Source organism: Bacillus sp. HMSC036E02 (genome assembly GCF_001836235.1).
GTDB classification, from domain to species: Bacteria; Bacillota; Bacilli; order Bacillales; family Bacillaceae_G; genus Bacillus_A; species Bacillus_A cereus.
The window spans coordinates 290,665-309,801 of sequence record NZ_KV827816.1; the positions used below are offsets into that span (position 1 = coordinate 290,665).

Sequence of the window (19,137 nt, forward strand, 5' to 3'; positions counted from 1 at the left end):
AAAGTGTAAATTTTTTGTAAAGACATCCGTACAACCTAATGTTTTAGTTCAAATAACAAGTTAATATTCGTTTTTAATACTCTTTCTAACTGTTTTTTTTGTTTTTCAGCCTGCACTTTTTCCGCTAATGCCGATTTTTCACATAAAGCTTTAAATGTTAATCCTTCTTCGTTTTCTGTTATAGATATGGTATCAATAAGCGATCGTTGCCTTACATTTAAAGTAGCTGAAAATTGTAAAACAGCTCCTAACAGGCGGATTTTTTTTTGTTCGCTTTTATCAAACCAACCTTCAAATGGAGATAAATGTTGTTTAAATAACATTTTTGATTTATACGATGCAATAAGCGCTAGCCTTACTCGATCTTTATGCATCATGCCATCAATTGTCTTATTCGCTAATAAATAAAACGTATGTAAACGACTTGCTTCTTCGTCTATATATTTGCCTATATTAAATACTTTCGCTACTTGATGGAACACTTCCCAGTCTTTTACTGACATAGAAATAAGTCCTATTTCCTCAAGTTGTTTGCAAATTAGTCTTCCATGTTTAATAAGCTGAATAACAAATTCCATGTCCATTTCGTATTCATGTGATAGTAAATGCAGACTTTCTTCAACTACGTTCGGATAATATGAAATCCCCAAATCTTTTGTCAACTCTTCATAGAAAACACCTTCTCTTAACCCTTTTCTACTTAATACAAATGCCGGTGCCTCTATAACATTAACAAGTGTATGAAATACTTCAACCGCTGGAATAATCGTATCTGCTCGATCTTTTGCCAATCCTTCCAATTTCTGAAGTTCTATGTACGACAATTTTTCCAATTCATCTTTTACACTTTCAATATCTTCTTCTTTCATCTTGTATAAATGTAATCCTGCTATAGGATAGCATATTAAATTTTGATGGATTTTCACTAAGTTCCTAGCACTACCACCAATTGCAATAAGAGGCAATTTCTTATTGATTAACCATGGTAACGTTCGAAATTGAAACTCTAAATACTGTTGCATTCCCTCTAACTCATCTTTAGTAGGAATATCCCCTTTAATAAATTGTTGCTTTAAAGAAAGTGCCCCAAATGGAAAACTATGGTACTCTAAAATCTCTCTATTTCTAAAGTATGTAACTTCTGTACTTCCCCCGCCGATATCTACCGTTATTCCTTCTGAAAACGATGTAGAATTCATAACCGCCAAGTATCCGTAACGCGCTTCCTCATACTCTGATAATACTCTAAGAGTAAAGTCCGTTTGTCCTTCAACAAGCTTTTTAATTTCCTCTTGATTCTCCGACTGTCTAATTGTTGCTGTTGCAACACAAAGTACATGATGCAACTGATGGAATCTTGTACTTTCTTGAAATTGAAATAATGTCTGTAATAATACTTCTATTCCCTCTTCATTCAACACACCATCAATTAAGTAATTCCTTAACCTAGCAACAACTTTCGTATTTTCAATCTCTTTATAAAAACCTCCATTTTGCTTTTCATAAATAACTAAACGCATTGTATTAGATCCAATATCTATAATGGCATACTGTTGTTTTAATATTTCTTTCAAACTTCTCACTCTTTCATTATCAAATTTCAAAAACATATTCTATTACTATTATACAAAATAGTTGTTTTTTGTAACAATATTGCTTTAATATTGAAAATATATACAATCACTTTTTGCGTATAATAAATACCTATTTTATTTATGGTATAATAATGAAAAATTGAAAGGAGATTCAATATGAAACCTTCACAACCACAATCTCAATTACAAAACCAACATTCTATTAATCGACTAGCTCAATCTATTTTCGTTGTGAATCGTCATGCTAAAGCAGCTACTAATCCTAAATATTTATACTGGTTAAAAAAGACAGCTTTAGAACGTTTGATTGCTGAAAAAAAAGCAATTAAAGAAGGATTACATTTTTCTAGAAACCCACGTTTTAGCCAACAACAATCTGATGTCCTTATACGTTTAGGCGATTATTTTTTCCACATCCCTCCTACGAAAGAAGATTTTCGAATTCTACCGCATCTTGGTCATCTTGAATCCTCCTATCGAAATCCGAAAACAACCTTATCTTTAACAGTGGCAAAAAAAACAATTCAAGATTATATTGGTCCTGAAGCATTAAAACAAGAAAAAAAATTAAGTGAACCTGTTCCATGGTATAGTCGTACTTATACAAAAAAATAAAACAGTTTGGCCAAGTGTAGGCCAAACTGTTTTATTTTTTCTCTTCTTTAATTTTAATATTTGCTTGTTTATAAAAAGCTACTTTTTCTGTATTATAAGACTTTGTGAATTCATTAAATTTATCTTTTTCTGACTCAATATCCTTATAAGATTGATTTACTACTTTTACTTTTTCACTAATATCTTTTAATTTAGTACCTTTATCTTGTAACATTGTATATAACTCTTTTTCTTGTTTTAAAGATTTGTCATAGCTGTCATACATTTTATTAAATGAATCGTGTCGTTTCTCATACGTGCTTTTCACTTTATCAGCTTGATCTTTCAATTTCTTATCTTCAATTTTCTTCACATACTTATCAGCTGACTTCACTTCTTCTTGCGCTTTATTTAAAACTTCTTTTTCTTTTGCAAGCACTTTTTCTCGTTCAGTTGTATTTTTCACTGCTTGATTCAGTTTTTCTTTAACAGTTTGATTATTATCTTTTCCTTCTTGAACAATCTGGTTATATAATTCTTGTCCTTCTTTCTCTAAAGTCTCAAGTTTTTTTGCATCTTCAAACATTGTTTTTTCTTGTTTAGCAGCGTTTTCAAACGCTACATATAATTCTTCTTCTGGTTTCGGACCGAAACAACCGGCTAATAAAATCATTGATAATGCAGTTACAATTGCTAATTTACTATATTTCAACATCTCTTCCTCCTACTTATAAACGACCATCGTGTAATATAAAAAAGTTATAAAATATGTAATTGTTCTATACACTCGCATCTTTTTTACGAAGATCATTAATATTGTTTGTACAAATTATTACTTGATATTACATTATTCTTTTTGAATTATTTAGCAATTCCATATCCATCTTTAAGTATACTACTTCGTGTTTTTTAAGGCCTGTTCACACTATGTATTACTTTAATATCCACGGAATTTCACCTCAGTCTTAATAAGACTATAATAGTTCACCTGATAAAAGGTGATCGCTCCGCTCTCACGTCTATCATTCCCTTTCCAGCTTTCTATCAATTAATCTCTTTGTTCATTTTACACAGTACAATCGATATCTCGCAACAACTTACAAATATTCTTTTCATTTCCTAAAAAGGAAAAGTGTAGAGCTTGCTTTCCTCTACACTTTTAAAATAAAACACACTGTGCAAATTGCATTGACACTACCATCATAATTATATGCTTATTTCATATATTTTTAAAGACTTTTATTACAAACGTGGCGTTTTTTTGTAATAAAAGTCAAAAAAATGTTACAAATAAAACATCTTCCTATCATATATCTTCAAATCAAAGCTTCACTCATTTTCTTGCAAATTTCTATACTGGTACAATTGATTTTGCGACTTTCTCAACAGTTCTTCAAACGTTTTTCCTTCTACTGGATAGCTAGCTGCTCCAAATAAAAGAGTGACACTGAGTAAATCACCTTCTATTTCACTTTCAATATTTTTCATTAATCGTTTTGTTATTGTTGATGTTTCATGACCATTATCAATTGCTACAATAACGTACTTATTTTCATCCCACTTTGTAACAACATCGCCCTTCCGAATTGTCTTTACAATGGTACTCTCTAATTTTTGTACTAACACTCCCAACTTTTTTTCTTGCAACGTGTCTTTTAATCCTTCCCATTCTTTTACAGAAAGAATGTACACTGTAATATTACGAGAATCTCTTTCAGATAAAGCAGCTACTTTCCCAAAAAAATCAACAACAAAATCATTGCTTGCCATTCCTCCTACTTCCATACCCATACGCTCGTTCGCTCTTTTATCGTACCAATGTCCAAAATAATAACTTAGTATCATTTGCAATATATAAATAATAAAGACGGTATAAAATGATCGTGAATCCAGTTTTGCAATTACATCCTGAAGTGCAATCCATTCTGTAACTGCCACAGTATTGCCAAGCAATAATCCACTAATTTTCCCTTTATGTTTCATACTTTTCCCCCTTTTATACCAATATATGTTTCTATATCAATAATGTTTTTCTACAAAATAAAAAATGTACATATGCAATGTACATTTCTGCTTAAGCTTGTATACCTTTTCTACTCTATTTCATATATATATAATATAACTTTTATAGAAAGGAGTAATCTATATGCTACAAAAAGAGAATCTATCAGATGCTATGCGTTTACTAGCTGGTTTTCTATTATCATTAAAATTATTATTTACCTCTTTCGGCATACACTTTATTACAAACGATCAAATCGACGCTATTGTTAATGTTGTTTCATTTTTATTTATTCTATACTTTGGCTACAAAAATAACTATGTAGGAAAAAAAGGAATGGAGCAAAAGAAAATACTCAAAAAACACAACCTTCACTAAAAAAGGAACCTTTTGTACAGGTTCCTTTTTATCATTGACGCACAACAACTTCATTTGTTTGCAGTGGGCCATATGATATCTCTTTATCTTGAAATGTATATGTAGCCTGAAAGAATGTTTGTTTAAGAGCTTTATCTTTATTAGCTTTTATTTTACAACGTAGTGCCACCTTCTCATTCGGTAACAAATCATCAATTCGCCATCTGACAAGCTGGAATAAAAACTCACTTATCCCCTTATCAACTTTTAAAGAATTAGGAATATAAGCAAAGTAATCTCGAATCATATGACTTACAACAACTCTCGAAATCATTTCTACTCCTTTATTTTCCACTTCAATTCGCATAATAAGTATGTCGTTTACATCGTAGGTCAATTCATACGAAAACTGTTCTGTATACATACTACCAATTTGTAATGTAACGGCTACTTGAGGAAATTCGTTTTCCTTTTTCGATCCGTCAATCCACAATACTGGTTGTAGCGGTATTGAATACTTTCCTGTATCCGAAATTCGTCCCCATATTTTCATAATATATATTCACCTCATTTCAGATGTAACATACACACAATGAATTCCCCAAATTACTAAAGCTTGCTACAAGCAATGTTTAATATTTCTCTTCCTTTTATCCTATTCGACAATATGAAGAAAAAACCATTTTTCATCTATTAACAGAAGGTGTTCTTTATGAAATTTTTTTACAATTTACTTCATTTCCTTTATAGCAATATTCAGTATGGCTCACTCGTTCTCTACTCATACGAAAGAATATTTTGACGGAAGAAAAAGTTTGCCTTATAGTCAAATTTGACTATAATATTCTTTATGGCATATCAGTGCACTTATGGAAAAGAAATTAAAATCAACTATACATTAAAATTTTTTATCCACTGCACTCAAAACTTAATATAGTTTACTTATTTCTAAAGGAGGGTTATATTTGGAAACTCAACCATTAAAAAAAGACGCCAACAAGACAAAATTTGTTGTTGCTGGTTTACTGCTTGGTATATTAATGGCCGCAATGGATAATACAATCGTTGCAACCGCAATGGCAACAATCGTTGGAGACCTAGGAGGATTTGATAAGTTTGTTTGGGTCACATCAGCTTATATGGTAGCAACAATGGCAGGGATGCCTATCTTCGGGAAACTTTCTGATATGTACGGACGGAAACGTTTTTATATTGGTGGCCTCATTCTTTTCTTATTCGGTTCTGCGCTCTGCGGAACAGCTTCAAGTATTGAGCAATTAAGTATTTATAGAGCTATTCAAGGTATCGGTGGTGGTGCCCTTATGCCTATCGCCTTCACAATTATGTACGATATCTTCCCACCAGAAAAACGCGGAAAGATGACAGGACTATTCGGTGCTGTTTTCGGGACATCTAGTGTATTCGGTCCTTTATTAGGTGCTTATATTACAGACTATATAAGTTGGCATTGGGTCTTCTATATTAATATTCCATTAGGACTTATCTCCTTTTTCTTCATTACTAAATACTACAGTGAGTCTCTAGAATTTAGAAAACAAAAAATTGATTGGGCTGGTGCTATTACACTTGTCATAAGTATCGTTTGCTTAATGTTCGCATTAGAACTTGGTGGTAAAGAATATGCCTGGAATTCTACTGTAATTATTGGCTTATTTACAACAGTAGTTATTACGCTTATTATTTTCTTCTTTGTAGAACGAAAAGCAACCGAGCCTATTATTTCGTTCCATCTATTTAAAAAACCTTTATTCGCAGCTAGTCAAGGAGTTGCCTTTTTCTATGGTGCCGCTTTTATTATCTGTACAGTTTATATTCCAATCTTCATTCAAGGCGTTCTTGGAGGTTCCGCCTCTAATGCTGGATTAATTTTAACACCAATGATGGTTGGTTCTGTAATTGGAAGTCAAACAGGAGGACAATTAGCGTCTCGAACAAGCTATCGTAACATTATGATGGTATCTGGTGTCTTCTTCGTTCTTGGTATTTATTTATTAAGTACTTTAACAATGGACACACCTCGTTTACTCGTAACACTATTTATGATTCTCGCTGGACTTGGTGTCGGTTTCTCATTCTCAGTATTAAGTATGTCTTCTATTCACAAGTTGGAAATGCGAGACCGTGGTTCGGCGACATCAACAAACTCATTCTTCCGATCACTCGGTATGACTCTTGGTGTAACGATTTTCGGTACAATTCAAAATCATATTTTTACAGATAAACTAAACTCTGTATTCCCCCCTGAACTAGCAAAATTAGCTCCAAAAGGCGGAGACACAAGTTTCTTATTATCACCAGGCGCTACCGCAAAAATTCCTGCTGAAATATTAGCGGGTATTAAAGAAGCTCTCGCTACATCTATTGCGAATACATTCTTCTGGGCACTCATCCCGGCTGTACTAAGTATTATTTGTATTTTACTTATGGGAAATGAACGCCTCTTTACTGGCCCTAAAAAGAAAGAAAAACAAAAGCAAGTTAGTTAATATAAAAAAGAAGCGGCATATTCCTTTATGAAAAAGGATATGCCGTTTATAATATGTATAAAGTGAAACTTTAATCAGTGGGGGTTGTTCATCTCCCACTGATTATTAGCCCTCACCAATCTGGTTTTTACGGGCAGTTAATCCCCACCTAACTTCTTTGCTTCCACTGAATTTTGAGGTGGGGGTCTTACTGCCCGTTAATGCGGGATAAAGTTTTTGTATACAGGAGTTGAGACAGCATGAGCATGAAATTAGTCATTCTCGGCTTGCTACTCGAAGGAGATAAACATCCATATGAAGTGCAGCATATTATGAAAGAACGACAAATGGATTGTTACATTAAATATGCTAAAGGATCACTTTATTACGCCTTCGAGCAATTAGAAAAGCAAGGTGCAATTCATATTACAAATGTAATTAGAGACACAAATCGACCGGACAAAACAATTTTTCATATAACAGAAGAAGGCAAAAAACTATTCCATACTTTACTATTAAAACAATTTGAAGCCAAAAACCAAATATATAAACCTATTTATTCAGCATTATCTTTCGCTCACTTTAGCAATGATCACGAATTAGTTCCTATTTTAGAAAAAAAGAAAAACGATACTCTTCAATATTTACATACTATGCAAACGATATATGATTGTAATAAAGGAAAGGTTCCACGTGCACAACTATATATTTTGCAAAGTGTAATTGAGCATATTACAGTTGAATTACAATGGTTAAACACCCTCCTTAAAGATGCTATAGCAGGCCGACTTTCAGAAGTTGCTATAGATGAAAATTGAGCTATGAAAGAAGACATCCCTACTTCTTTCATAGCTCAATTTCTCTTTTTATACAGTACTATTATTAATTAATTCAGAATAAAAATTCAGAATAATAAGAAATAAAAACTTTAGAATTTTCTTATTTCAAAACAGTAGACAAAATTCCAAAAATTGTGTTAGAATTTGTTTCAATATCATATCGCTTGTTAAATTCCTTTCAAAAGGAAAATAGGTACACGAAAGTTTCGTTTCGTGTTTAAAAGGGAAGCTTGGTGAAACTCCAACACGGTCCCGCCACTGTAAATGCTGAGATTTCTTTTTAGTACCACTGTGAAAACGGGAAGGTGAAAGAAATTATATGAAGCATAAGTCAGGAGACCTGCCTGTTTTAACAACACTGATAGATTCACGGATGATGATGAGGTGTTAAAACAAAAAGGAAGGCTTATTTTCTATGTCTTTGTACTTTTTGTTATAGGTATTTCCTAGTAAACGGAAATGCTTACTTTCAATTAGGGAGGAATTTAAAATGGCAATTCAAACAAGTAACTTAGGTTATCCACGTATCGGACTACAACGAGAGTGGAAAAAAACATTGGAAGCATTTTGGTCCAATAAAATCGATGAAGAACAATTTTTAACAACAATGAAAGAAATTCGCCTTCAACACGTAAAAGTACAGCAAGAAAAAGGGATTGAACTCATTCCAATTGGCGACTTTACATATTATGATCACGTTTTGGATACTGCCTATATGCTAGGATTTATTCCATCACGTTTTTCTGAGTTTACATCTTACCTTGATGTATATTTCGCAATGGCGCGTGGCTCTAAAGATCACGTAGCTTCCGAAATGACAAAATGGTTTAACACAAACTATCACTATATCGTTCCTGAATATGAAGAGGGATTACAAATCTCTTTAAAAGATAATCGTCCACTTCGCTTATACGAAGAGGCAAAACAAGAATTAGGAGTAGATGGAAAGCCTGTTATTTTAGGACCATATACTTTCTTAAAATTAGCTAAAGGCTATACACAAGAACAATTTTCTACCATTTTAAAACAGTTAGTTGTACCTTACGTACAACTGCTTTCAGAACTACATGCAGCTGGGGCACAAGCCATTCAAGTTGATGAACCGATTTTCGCTTCTTTAACGAAAGAAGAAGTTCAACAAGCAAAAGAAATTTATGAAGCTATTCGTAAAGAAGTTCCAAATGCGACTCTTCTTTTACAAACATATTTTGATAGCGTAGAAGAAAACTATGAAGAAATTATTACATTCCCGGTATCCGGTATTGGATTAGATTTCATTCATGGTAAAGAAGGCAATTTAAATGCTATTTCAAAATATGGGTTCCCAGCTGATAAAACTTTAGCTGTCGGTTGTATAGACGGCCGTAACATTTGGAGAGCTGACCTTGATGAAGTACTTACGTTATTTACAACGTTACAAAAACAAGTCCAAACGAAAGATATCATCGTTCAGCCTTCTTGTAGCTTATTGCATACACCAATCGATAAAACAGAAGAAACTCACTTATCGACTGAGCTGTTTGATGCGTTAGCATTTGCAAATCAAAAATTAGAAGAGTTAGTTCTTATTCATTCCGCTCTCACTCAAGGTACAGAAAGCATTAGTAATGAGCTGGAAACATATCGAAACGTACATCATACAATTCGTTCATCTGCTGCACGTAACCGAGAAGATGTCAAAGCAGCACGAACAGCACTAAAAGAAGAAGATTTTTCACGTCCTCTTCCATTTGAAAAACGATACGAATTACAACAAGTTGCCCTGGAGTTACCGCTATTACCAACAACAACTATTGGTAGCTTCCCGCAAACAACTGAAGTTCGTCAAACGCGAAAAGAATGGCGTAACGGTGTTATTTCAAATGAACAATATGAACAATTTATTGAAAAAGAGACAGAAAAATGGATTCGTTACCAAGAAGAAATTGGGCTTGATGTACTTGTACATGGTGAATTTGAAAGAACTGACATGGTTGAATATTTTGGTGAGCGCCTTGCTGGTTTCTCATTCACTAAAAACGGTTGGGTACAATCTTACGGTTCCCGCTGCGTAAAACCACCTGTTATTTATGGTGATGTAGCCTTTATTAACGGCATGACTATTAAGGAAACAGTTTATGCACAAAGCTTAACGGAAAAAGTTGTAAAAGGAATGTTAACCGGACCTGTTACAATTTTAAATTGGTCCTTCGTTCGAAATGATATTCCAAGAAAAGAAGTTTCGTATCAAATTGCACTAGCTCTTCGTCACGAAATTGAACTACTTGAATCTTCCGGAATTAGAGTAATCCAAGTCGATGAGCCCGCACTTCGTGAAGGAATGCCACTAAAAGAAAAAGATTGGGATGCTTATATTACATGGGCAGTACAATCCTTCCTTTTAGCAACTTCTTCTGTAGCAAATGAAACACAAATTCATACTCATATGTGTTACAGTAACTTCGAAGATATTGTTGACGCGATTCGCGCATTAGATGCAGATGTAATTTCTATCGAAACATCAAGAAGTCACGGAGAATTTATTGATACATTAAAACATACAACATATGAAAAAGGCATTGGCCTAGGTGTATATGATATTCATAGCCCACGTGTACCGAGTAAAGATGAAATGTATAAAATCGTAGAACAATCTTTAGAAGTATGTGATCCTAAATATTTCTGGATTAATCCCGATTGTGGTTTAAAAACGAGAAGAACAGAAGAAGTTATTCCAGCTTTAGAACATATGGTGCAAGCAGCGAAAGATGCTCGTTCCCTTTTAAAAACAAACGCATAACAAAAATGGGTTATCCTTTTCTCAGGATAACCCATTTTTTATTCTTTACTTTCAAAAAAGAATTCATATTGTATTTTATATAATTCATCATCCGTTGGCTCTTCAAGAGGAATTGCTTGTAATACAACTGTATACTCACCATTTGGAATAGGTATTTGAAATTTATTAGAAAGAATACTCGTTATAACGATACTTTCATTTTCAACTGTAAAAGGAACCGTAATCGTTCTAACTACTTCTTCTTTTTCAATATGTTTCCCTGGGGTCACTTTCACTTCACAAGTATAATCAGAAAGTGCTTCAAAAATAACAGTTCCATCTGCCTTAGCATAACCTCTTTCAAAATCTTCATCAGTCCAATCTACATAAGGCTGCTCACCGTCATAGTTCATCAACATTAATTGCGAATAAGAAATCGTTAACTCCATAGTTCCCCTTCTCCTTCATTATGAAATATACAACTACTACTTCACTTCAAATTTTACTCGCGTACCATCTGGGTATTTATCTAACTTATTCCCTACCCAAGAGCCTGCTCCACGGTTATCCGCCGGACTTATATATTCAATATGTGCTCCTTTTCCGCCTTCCTTGCACATCGCCATTGGCCATTCATCACGATCATACCCTTTTTTTGATGGATATGGTGCTAACGACAATTTCCTTCTATCTGCAGCACCACCACGATCGATTGTACAAACTTCTGAATGTCCTTCTTTTATAGCATCCGTAATATGTTTTCCTGTCTCTGGATAACGTTCTTTCGGAAATTCTAACACTTGATCATACGTATTCGTTTTCTTTACACTTGTTTCCTCTGGCACAAGTACTTCATAAACTGCTACTAAAATAGACAGAATTGCGATAATTGAAATGATAATACCTTTTAATTGCTTCATGTATACCTCCATGTTTCTACCAGTTTCTTTTCCTCCGTTATTATAACAAACTTCTCCTGTATATGTTTTCAGACATTATTTTAGTTATTCCTTGCCATTCCGCCAAAAATTTTCATTTTTTCACTAATGCTGTAGAAAACTAATAGCCTTCCGACATTCTTTTTCAAAGGAAGTCCTCATAAAAGATTGAAATGATATATACGATACTTTTTGGGGAGGAAATATGATGGAAGCTACCTATAAAACGAAAGATGTCACGAATAAAACAGGCATCCCAAAACATATAGTTCGCAAATATAGTCAACTGTTAGAGGAACATGGTTATATGATTTCCAAAACAGCTGATGCTCGTATTTATAAACTTGATGATTTAAAATTATTGAAATCTATACACGAAAGAGCTGCTACATTACAAGAAGATATTTCAGAAACGATACCGATTATTTTAAAAGAAAAAGAGGCCCCACCTGTACCAGTTATACAAGATAAGCAAGAGATACAAACGAAAGAAAAAGAAGATGGGCGTAACTTTGAGGAGTTCATGTTAAAACTTGAAATGCTAGCTCAATTAAATGAAGCAATTATTCATCAAAATTCTACTCTAATTACACAAAATCGTTTAAAGGATGAGAAACTAGACGAATTGATGCAACAAGTTTATGTAAAAGAAGGCTCTCAAGAAAAAATGCTTCAAGAGTTAGTCGATCACGCCGCTCAAACAGATGCACTGCAAAAAGAAAAGATGGACTTATTAATGAATCATATGTATAAACGAGAATCCAAACAGGAAGAAAAAATGAATAAACTTGTTAGTCAAATTTATAACAAAGACAGTAACCGTGATGCACAGCTTATGCAAGTTATTCGAGAAATTCAAGAAACAAAAAGAATGGTTGCTGCCTCAAAAGAGCAAAGCTTCTTTCAATCATTTAAAAGTTTATTTAGCCGAGCAAAACAAGAAAAAACAAATGAATAAACAATATAAAATAAAAAGTTACCTTTCATCGGTAACTTTTATTCCTTATTTTGTACAGCTGGTAATATAATAATTGCTTCAGTGCCTTTTCCGCTCTCACTCTTATATTCCAATGTACCATTATGCGCTTGTAAAATACTAAATGTTACCATAAGTCCTAATCCTGTCCCTTTTTCTTTTAAAGAATAATATGGTTGCCCAAGCCTTGCTAACTGTTCTTTCGTCATACCAACACCACTATCTTTAACTCTTATTATGATTGTTTCATCTTTTTGAATAGCTGTTACTTTTAAATATCCTTTATTTCCTTGAATTGCTTCAATACCATTTTTAACAACATTCATAATAGCTTGCTTCAATTTTGTCTTATCACCAATCGTATAAAGACTTTCTGAAATTTCAACTTGTAAATATACACCTTGCATCGCTGCAAATGACGACATAAGAGTGGTCATTTCTATTAATTGGGCTGATAAACAAATGTGTTCTTTTTTCTCAATTTGCGGCCTTGCTAAATTTAAGTAATCTGAAATAATTTGTTCCGCCCGATCCAATTCAGCTAATACGAGACGCATATAATCCTTATTCTTCACATCTTCCGTACTTTCTAGCAATTGGATAAATCCACGAACAACAGTTAGTGGATTTCGAACTTCATGTGCCACACTTGCTGCTAACTCACTTACAATATTAAGCTTTTCTGATTTTTGCATCTCTGTACGTAGCAATGCATTTTCATTTAAATATTCAGTTAAATACACCTGGAATACCATTGTCATGACCATGATAAGCGAGGCAAATATAAATCCGCTATATATTTGCGAAATATACGGTGTAAATCCTGTTTCCAAAAGAACATTAATCATGCCTAATACTAAAGAAACAAGCACATAAAATGATGAAATCATAAATGCTAAAATTAATTTCTTATCCCTTGAAAAAAGAGACCATTTCTTTGATAAAAATAGCGGAACTATCAATAAAAATATTACTTCTAAAACTGGAAGAAAGCTCATTCCCTTTAGTAACCATTCATATGCAACAAAAATAACCGCTGGGATTAAACCAACAATCCCACCATATAAAAAACCACTGACAATTGGAATGGGGTGAAAGTTATACCCACACACATTGCCAAAACAAATAGAGTATGTCATGGAGAGAACGAGCGTAACGCTAGATAAAAACATAATAAAGTAACGATTTGGCTTCGGAGGCATTTCTTGATAGCGATTTAAACGAATCGCTTCATATAAAAATAGTGGCAAAATTATGATGGCAATTTGAATCAATAAATCACGGATAAGCTCCATAACCTCTCATCCCCTATATGTATTTTGATATGATTATATCATTTTATAGGTGTATTTGTTTTAAAATTTTGATTTTTCTTAACATATTTGTTAATTCTTTGTTAACAACTCATAATAATTGTTACAGATTTTCGAAATGATTGTAAACCCTGTACCAAATTTCCTTCGTGCAGTATACAATGAATACGGATTACAAAGAAAATATAAAAATACTTTTTTAGACGGACAACTATAGCAAAATACAGCATATAATCCATACTATCTATGTTTACAAATAAGTGATCATTACTTTAGTAGGAGGAAGATAAATATGGCGGGTACTACGCTTGTTTTAAAAGAAGAAAATTTGGTTGTTCTAGAAAATGTTGAAAAATCAGTATATGAAGAGTTACAGCATAAAGCGGGAGAAGAAAACTGCACATGTGCTGTGAACGAATCAGTTGTTCACCTTGGCAAGGTATCCTCTGTACTCTGGAATGAAGATGAAATAGATTGGGAATACGGATATTAAAAAGTCGCTTATAGCGGCTTTTTTTCTCTTTTCTCTCTCTTTCTAAATAACATATACAAAGCGTAATCATAGAAAATGTGATAAAATGAACTTAATTTTCAAACGGAAGAAAGGGAGATACAATGGAACAATTCATTAACCCTAGAGTGAAGGATATTCAAATTTCTGGAATCCGTCAATTCTCTAACATGATTCAAAACTATGGTAATTTGATTTCTTTAACAATTGGACAACCCGATTTCCCTACACCTTCTCTCGTGAAAGAAGCGGCAAAACGGGCTATTACAGAAAACTATACAAGCTATACACATAACGCTGGTTTACTAGAATTACGTAAGGCAGCTTGTAACTTCGTAAAAGATAACTACGATTTACATTACTCACCTGAAAACGAAACCATCGTTACAATCGGTGCTAGCGAAGCAATTGATGTTGCATTCCGAACGATTTTAGAGCCAGGAACAGAAGTAATTTTACCTGCTCCTATTTATCCAGGCTACGAACCTATTATTCGATTATGCGGTGCAACGCCTATTTTTGTAGATGTTCGTGAAACTGGATTTCGTTTAACAGCTGAAGCGCTTAAAAATGCTATTACAGAAAAAACAAGATGTATCGTACTACCGTATCCTTCTAACCCAACCGGTGTAACTTTATCAACAGAAGAGCTAAAAGATATTGTAGATGTTTTAAAAGATAAAAATATTTTCGTCCTTTCAGATGAAATTTATAGCGAGCTTGTATATGAACAAAAGCATACATCTATCGCTCATTTCCCAGAAATGCGTGAAAAAACAATTGTCATTAACGGTTTATCTAAATCACATTCTATGACTGGCTGGCGTGTTGGACTTTTATTTGCACCAAGTTATTTAGCAGGACACATATTAAAAGTTCATCAATACAATGTAACGTGTGCTACTTCAATCGCTCAATACGCTGCAATTGAAGCATTAACAGCAGCTAAAGACGCACCAAAAATGATGCGCCACCAATATAAAAAACGCCGTGATTACGTATATAATAGACTCACTCAAATGGGATTAACAGTTGAAAAGCCAACAGGTGCATTTTACTTATTCCCATATGTTGGTCATTTGACATCTTCATCATTTGATTTTGCACTTGATCTTGTCAAAGAAGCGGGACTAGCTGTAGTTCCTGGAACAGCATTCTCTGAATACGGTGAAGGCTACCTTCGCTTGTCCTATGCGTATAGTATCGAAACTTTAAAAGAAGGCTGCGACCGATTAGAAGCCTTTCTAATGAAAAAAGCTAAGAGTTAAACTCTTAGCTTTTTTATGCATAATGATCACAAGTTTGACGTTTTAGTAATTTATGAGGAATAATGATACACTTTGCAGTGGATTCTGCATTCTCTACTTTATCAACTAAAGCTTTTGCTGCCTCATATCCTAGCTGATAAATATTCACATCAACTGTCGAAAGTGGAGGGCTCGCAATTTCTGATAATAAAGCATTATTAAAGCTTACAATAGAAACATCTTTCGGTACAACGAATCCTTTTTTAGAAAGAGCACTTAACACACCAAGTCCAATTAAGTCATCCGTTGCCATAATTGCCGTTGGCGGTTGCTGCAGTCCCATTAATTCCTCAACAGCTTGTTGACCACTTTCCCTCGAAAAATCAAAATGTAAAATATATTCTTTTGGTAATACAATGTCTGCTAATTTCAAGGCATCACTCATACCAGCTAAACGATCTCTCGTTACAAGTAAATCTGATCCACCACCAATGAACGCGATTTGCTTATGCCCTAATGAAATTAAATATTCTGCCACTTCTCTTGCAGCTGTATAATTGTCATTATCTACATATGTAATTTCATCTTTTCGATCATATGGTTTTCCTATTAAAACAAACGGGAAATTTTGTTCATGTAAATATTGAATAATCCGATCATTCTCCCTTGAATATAAAAGAATAATGCCACCAATTTGGCGTCCCTGTACCATCTTTACGACACCATTAAAAATTTCTTCTTCCGTTTCACCTGTCGACATGTAAAGCGCATAACCTTCTACGTGTGCAAATGAACTAATCCCTCTTATAACTTCTGGGAAAAATGGATTTTGAAAAGCTTTACTTGCAGAACTTGGCATAACAAGACCAAGTGTTTTCGTCGTTTGGTTCGCAAGATTTCTCGCATTTAAATTGGGATGATACCCTAATTCACTCATCACTTTCCTAACACGGCGCTTTGTCTTTTCACTTATACTTGGATTATCAGCAATTACACGAGAAACTGTTGATGGTGCAACATTCGCTTGCTTCGCCACATCTTTAATTGTAACTGTCATAAAAATCCCCCTCCTCTCATTTCTCTGCCATTTTTCATATATTTTATCTCGCACTCATTGCAAGTCATAAACTTTCATTTCTTATATCTTGCAAAACTAATCCTATTCTCCCTCTTCATGTATTGTAAGGGATATAGCTATTTTTTCCTATACTATAATATACTATTTATTTCACTTCTTTTCACATGTGATGTCAAATCTCTTTTCATCTCCCTATAAACTTATTTATAGGGAGATGAAAAGAAAAATGGGACGTAATGTCCCATTTTTCATCCTTTTGTACCTCCAGCTGTTAAACCAGAAATAAAGTATTTTTGTAGTGATAGGAATAAAATTGAAATTGGGATCGCAATTAACACAGAACCCGCTGCAAACGTTGTAAATTCATTACCGAATTTCTTCGCAACCATTTCATATAATCCAACTGCTAAAGTATAATTTTCTGGTGTTCGCAAAATAATACTCGCTAAAATGAAATCTGTAAATGGACCAATGAAAGTAAATAACGCTACAACCGCTACGATTGGCTTTGCAAGTGGCATAATGATTTGCCAAAAAATACGAAAATGTCCTGCTCCATCCATTCGAGCTGATTCATCCAGTTCTTTCGGAATCGTATCAAAATACCCTTTCATAAGCCATGTATTCATCGGAATAGCCCCGCCTACATAAATTAAAATTAATGCAAGGTGTGTATCAATTAATCCTGTTAATTGAGCTAATACGTATAAAGCAATTAACGCTGCAAAGTTTGGAATCATTTGCAGAATTAAAAATGTTAATAAACCATTTTTTCTTCCAACAAAACGATATCTCGAAAATGCATAAGCGGTAAAACTAATTGCTAACACTGAGAAAATCATCGTTAAAACACTTACTTTTAATGTGTTTTTATACCATAGTAAGTAATTACTATTCTCTAGATCTAATAACTTACGATAATGATCTAACGTTGCATTTTGTGGAATAATACTTGATCCAGATAAACTATCACCTGGATTAAACGATGAGCCAATAATCCATAATAACGGATAGAAAATGATGGCACACATTACGAAAATAACTAAATAACTTAATGAGAGACGTAACATCTTCTGTCTTTTAATATTCATTTACATCATATCCTCTTCTTGGAATGATTTTGTTCTCTTAAATTGCCATAACGCAACTGTAATAACAATTAACGATAATATCATTGTAAGAGCTGCTGCTTTTCCGTACTGCGCTGAAGTCATCGTTAACTTATAAATCCATGAAATTAAAATATCCGTTCCACCTGCGTCTTGTCCAGCTACAGCAGGACCTCCACCATTAAATAGATAGATGATACTAAAGTTATTAAAGTTAAACGTATATTGCGTAATTAATATTGGTGCTGTTGCATATAACACCAGTGGCAATGTAATTTTACGAAACTGTTGCCAAGCTGTCGCTCCATCTACTGTAGCCGCTTCATATAATTCTCCCGGAATCGATTGCAGTATACCTGTTGTCATCGCAAAGATAAACGGGAACCCAAGCCACGTTTGAATCATAATTAAAGCAATCTTCGCCCAAAATGGATCTGTCATCCAAGCAATCTTTTCAATTCCGAATAAAGCTAATACTTGATTGTTAATCGCTCCGAATGTTTCATTAAACATACCAGAGAAAACAAGAATAGATACGAATGCTGGAACCGCCCACGGTAAAATGAAGATTGTTCGAATAATCGCCTTTCCTTTAATACCAGGCTGATTTACGATAATCGCTAAGAAAATACCAAGTGCAACTTGTAATGTTGTTGCAACGAATGTCCAAATGACAGTCCAAGAGAATACACTTACAAATGTCTCTCTCCACATCGGTAAAGTGAAAATATCAATAAAGTTTTTAAAGCCCACCCAATCTACTAATTTAGCTGGAGGAGAATGATATAAATCATAGTTTGTAAATCCAATTAAAATTACGAAGATGATTGGAAATACGACAACAAAGATAAGTAGTAGAAAACCTGGTGAAACCATTAAATAAGGAAAACCTTGATCTAACAAATTACGATATTGCTCTTTTACAGAATTTAACGGTGTTCCGCTATCACGTTTCTTTCCATTTTGGTATGCATCATATAAGTTAAATGCATATATGCCTAGCCCAAAAGCGATAACGATAAGGGCCAAGATTCCTTCTACTAATAGAAAGACAGAATGGTCACGTGGAACTTCTGTACCAAGCGTTACAATACCCCATAATCCCATATTTAATAAATCAGCAAAGGCTACAATAAAAGAACCTGTTAATACTAGAAAAATAAGACCTTTTACAAATTGTTTATTATACATTTGGCCCACGCCTGGAATGATTGATAACATGGTTGCCATTTTCCTATGCTTTGAACGGTTTAACCCATTTGCTGGTTCCATAGATGTTTGCATGTTCCTTCCCCCTTTTTTCTTCCTACATGGAAGGGAGAGAATTCGTGCCT

The 19,137-nt window shown here is 33.8% G+C and carries 18 protein-coding genes and 1 riboswitch; of the genes, 8 read left to right on the forward strand and 10 right to left on the reverse strand.

The features are described 5' to 3' along the window. Positions 1 to 35 precede the first annotated feature (35 nt). Positions 36 to 1,610 (reverse strand): Ppx/GppA family phosphatase, encoded by a 1,575-nt coding sequence (locus HMPREF2590_RS05820; RefSeq protein WP_003318198.1) that lies wholly within the window; start codon positions 1,608 to 1,610, stop codon positions 36 to 38. Positions 1,611 to 1,751: 141 nt separating this feature from the next. Between HMPREF2590_RS05820 and HMPREF2590_RS05825 the strand changes: the two genes are divergently transcribed. After that, entirely contained in the window at positions 1,752 to 2,210 is a 459-nt protein-coding gene (locus HMPREF2590_RS05825; RefSeq protein ID WP_000804862.1) for a YkyB family protein, read from the forward strand. Between the two features lie 31 nt (positions 2,211 to 2,241). On the opposite strand, the gene HMPREF2590_RS05830 is transcribed toward HMPREF2590_RS05825, so the two are convergent. Together HMPREF2590_RS05830 and HMPREF2590_RS05835 are read right to left on the reverse strand one after the other, a co-directional pair. Then, positions 2,242 to 2,904: a YkyA family protein gene (locus HMPREF2590_RS05830; protein WP_000922482.1), complete on the reverse strand. Its 663-nt coding sequence runs from the start codon at positions 2,902 to 2,904 to the stop codon at positions 2,242 to 2,244. Positions 2,905 to 3,518: 614 nt separating this feature from the next. Continuing rightward, entirely contained in the window at positions 3,519 to 4,172 is a 654-nt protein-coding gene (locus HMPREF2590_RS05835; RefSeq protein WP_000680811.1) for a diguanylate cyclase domain-containing protein, read from the reverse strand. A gap of 163 nt (positions 4,173 to 4,335) precedes the next feature. On the opposite strand from HMPREF2590_RS05835, the gene HMPREF2590_RS05840 reads away from it, so the two are divergent. Beyond that, positions 4,336 to 4,569 (forward strand): SPP1 phage holin family protein, encoded by a 234-nt coding sequence (locus HMPREF2590_RS05840; protein ID WP_000939448.1) that lies wholly within the window; start codon positions 4,336 to 4,338, stop codon positions 4,567 to 4,569. A 31-nt stretch (positions 4,570 to 4,600) separates the two neighbouring features. On the opposite strand, the gene HMPREF2590_RS05845 is transcribed toward HMPREF2590_RS05840, so the two are convergent. Continuing rightward, complete coding sequence (locus HMPREF2590_RS05845; protein WP_000708117.1) at positions 4,601 to 5,101, reverse strand: hypothetical protein; 501 nt, start codon at positions 5,099 to 5,101, stop codon at positions 4,601 to 4,603. A 412-nt stretch (positions 5,102 to 5,513) separates the two neighbouring features. On the opposite strand from HMPREF2590_RS05845, the gene HMPREF2590_RS05850 reads away from it, so the two are divergent. The 3 genes from HMPREF2590_RS05850 to metE all read left to right on the forward strand — a co-directional run bounded on the left by HMPREF2590_RS05850 (position 5,514) and on the right by metE (position 10,652). Then, complete coding sequence (locus HMPREF2590_RS05850; protein WP_000449901.1) at positions 5,514 to 7,055, forward strand: MDR family MFS transporter; 1,542 nt, start codon at positions 5,514 to 5,516, stop codon at positions 7,053 to 7,055. 239 nt (positions 7,056 to 7,294) lie between these two features. Next, on the forward strand, positions 7,295 to 7,852 hold the full coding sequence (locus HMPREF2590_RS05855; RefSeq protein ID WP_000062063.1) for a PadR family transcriptional regulator: 558 nt from the start codon (positions 7,295 to 7,297) through the stop codon (positions 7,850 to 7,852). Between the two features lie 195 nt (positions 7,853 to 8,047). Beyond that, positions 8,048 to 8,235, forward strand: a riboswitch (cobalamin riboswitch). Positions 8,236 to 8,363: 128 nt separating this feature from the next. Continuing rightward, positions 8,364 to 10,652 (forward strand): 5-methyltetrahydropteroyltriglutamate--homocysteine S-methyltransferase, encoded by a 2,289-nt coding sequence (gene metE, locus HMPREF2590_RS05860; RefSeq protein ID WP_001007613.1) that lies wholly within the window; start codon positions 8,364 to 8,366, stop codon positions 10,650 to 10,652. A 38-nt stretch (positions 10,653 to 10,690) separates the two neighbouring features. Here the strand turns inward: metE and comJ are convergent, their stop codons facing one another. Further along, positions 10,691 to 11,080 carry a competence protein ComJ gene (gene comJ, locus HMPREF2590_RS05865; RefSeq protein WP_000424030.1) on the reverse strand — a complete coding sequence of 130 codons (390 nt, stop codon included), beginning with the start codon at positions 11,078 to 11,080 and terminating at the stop codon, positions 10,691 to 10,693. Positions 11,081 to 11,116: 36 nt separating this feature from the next. Continuing rightward, positions 11,117 to 11,551 carry a DNA-entry nuclease gene (nucA, locus tag HMPREF2590_RS05870; protein WP_000811494.1) on the reverse strand — a complete coding sequence of 145 codons (435 nt, stop codon included), beginning with the start codon at positions 11,549 to 11,551 and terminating at the stop codon, positions 11,117 to 11,119. A gap of 226 nt (positions 11,552 to 11,777) precedes the next feature. Between nucA and HMPREF2590_RS05875 the strand changes: the two genes are divergently transcribed. Further along, positions 11,778 to 12,527: a DUF3967 domain-containing protein gene (locus HMPREF2590_RS05875; RefSeq protein WP_000388471.1), complete on the forward strand. Its 750-nt coding sequence runs from the start codon at positions 11,778 to 11,780 to the stop codon at positions 12,525 to 12,527. Positions 12,528 to 12,565: 38 nt separating this feature from the next. Here HMPREF2590_RS05875 and kinB read toward each other — a convergent pair whose 3' ends face one another. Then, positions 12,566 to 13,840 (reverse strand): sporulation sensor histidine kinase KinB, encoded by a 1,275-nt coding sequence (kinB, locus tag HMPREF2590_RS05880; protein WP_000420369.1) that lies wholly within the window; start codon positions 13,838 to 13,840, stop codon positions 12,566 to 12,568. Positions 13,841 to 14,150: 310 nt separating this feature from the next. On the opposite strand from kinB, the gene HMPREF2590_RS05885 reads away from it, so the two are divergent. Continuing rightward, positions 14,151 to 14,351, forward strand: coding sequence for a hypothetical protein (locus HMPREF2590_RS05885; RefSeq protein ID WP_000929280.1), 201 nt, complete (start codon positions 14,151 to 14,153; stop codon positions 14,349 to 14,351). A gap of 122 nt (positions 14,352 to 14,473) precedes the next feature. Next, positions 14,474 to 15,637, forward strand: a complete 1,164-nt coding sequence (locus tag HMPREF2590_RS05890; protein ID WP_000434600.1) for an aminotransferase A — start codon at positions 14,474 to 14,476, stop codon at positions 15,635 to 15,637. A 13-nt stretch (positions 15,638 to 15,650) separates the two neighbouring features. Here the strand turns inward: HMPREF2590_RS05890 and malR are convergent, their stop codons facing one another. From malR to malC, 3 genes are all read right to left on the reverse strand, one after another. After that, positions 15,651 to 16,673, reverse strand: a complete 1,023-nt coding sequence (gene malR / locus HMPREF2590_RS05895) for a maltose operon transcriptional repressor MalR (protein ID WP_000219053.1) — start codon at positions 16,671 to 16,673, stop codon at positions 15,651 to 15,653. Between the two features lie 269 nt (positions 16,674 to 16,942). Continuing rightward, positions 16,943 to 17,785 (reverse strand): maltosaccharide ABC transporter permease MalD, encoded by an 843-nt coding sequence (gene malD, locus HMPREF2590_RS05900; RefSeq protein ID WP_001022608.1) that lies wholly within the window; start codon positions 17,783 to 17,785, stop codon positions 16,943 to 16,945. Next, complete coding sequence (gene malC, locus HMPREF2590_RS05905; protein WP_001194997.1) at positions 17,786 to 19,087, reverse strand: maltosaccharide ABC transporter permease MalC; 1,302 nt, start codon at positions 19,085 to 19,087, stop codon at positions 17,786 to 17,788. Positions 19,088 to 19,137: the final 50 nt, after the last annotated feature.

Coding starts and splice junctions, on each gene's coding strand:
- HMPREF2590_RS05820 (WP_003318198.1), bottom strand. CDS start 1,610: ATGTTTTTGAAATTTGATAATGAAAGAGTGAGAAGTTTGAAAGAAATA.
- HMPREF2590_RS05825 (WP_000804862.1), top strand. CDS start 1,752: ATGAAACCTTCACAACCACAATCTCAATTACAAAACCAACATTCTATT.
- HMPREF2590_RS05830 (WP_000922482.1), bottom strand. CDS start 2,904: ATGTTGAAATATAGTAAATTAGCAATTGTAACTGCATTATCAATGATT.
- HMPREF2590_RS05835 (WP_000680811.1), bottom strand. CDS start 4,172: ATGAAACATAAAGGGAAAATTAGTGGATTATTGCTTGGCAATACTGTG.
- HMPREF2590_RS05840 (WP_000939448.1), top strand. CDS start 4,336: ATGCTACAAAAAGAGAATCTATCAGATGCTATGCGTTTACTAGCTGGT.
- HMPREF2590_RS05845 (WP_000708117.1), bottom strand. CDS start 5,101: ATGAAAATATGGGGACGAATTTCGGATACAGGAAAGTATTCAATACCG.
- HMPREF2590_RS05855 (WP_000062063.1), top strand. CDS start 7,295: ATGAGCATGAAATTAGTCATTCTCGGCTTGCTACTCGAAGGAGATAAA.
- metE (WP_001007613.1), top strand. CDS start 8,364: ATGGCAATTCAAACAAGTAACTTAGGTTATCCACGTATCGGACTACAA.
- comJ (WP_000424030.1), bottom strand. CDS start 11,080: ATGGAGTTAACGATTTCTTATTCGCAATTAATGTTGATGAACTATGAC.
- nucA (WP_000811494.1), bottom strand. CDS start 11,551: ATGAAGCAATTAAAAGGTATTATCATTTCAATTATCGCAATTCTGTCT.
- HMPREF2590_RS05875 (WP_000388471.1), top strand. CDS start 11,778: ATGGAAGCTACCTATAAAACGAAAGATGTCACGAATAAAACAGGCATC.
- kinB (WP_000420369.1), bottom strand. CDS start 13,840: ATGGAGCTTATCCGTGATTTATTGATTCAAATTGCCATCATAATTTTG.
- HMPREF2590_RS05885 (WP_000929280.1), top strand. CDS start 14,151: ATGGCGGGTACTACGCTTGTTTTAAAAGAAGAAAATTTGGTTGTTCTA.
- HMPREF2590_RS05890 (WP_000434600.1), top strand. CDS start 14,474: ATGGAACAATTCATTAACCCTAGAGTGAAGGATATTCAAATTTCTGGA.
- malR (WP_000219053.1), bottom strand. CDS start 16,673: ATGACAGTTACAATTAAAGATGTGGCGAAGCAAGCGAATGTTGCACCA.
- malD (WP_001022608.1), bottom strand. CDS start 17,785: ATGAATATTAAAAGACAGAAGATGTTACGTCTCTCATTAAGTTATTTA.
- malC (WP_001194997.1), bottom strand. CDS start 19,087: ATGCAAACATCTATGGAACCAGCAAATGGGTTAAACCGTTCAAAGCAT.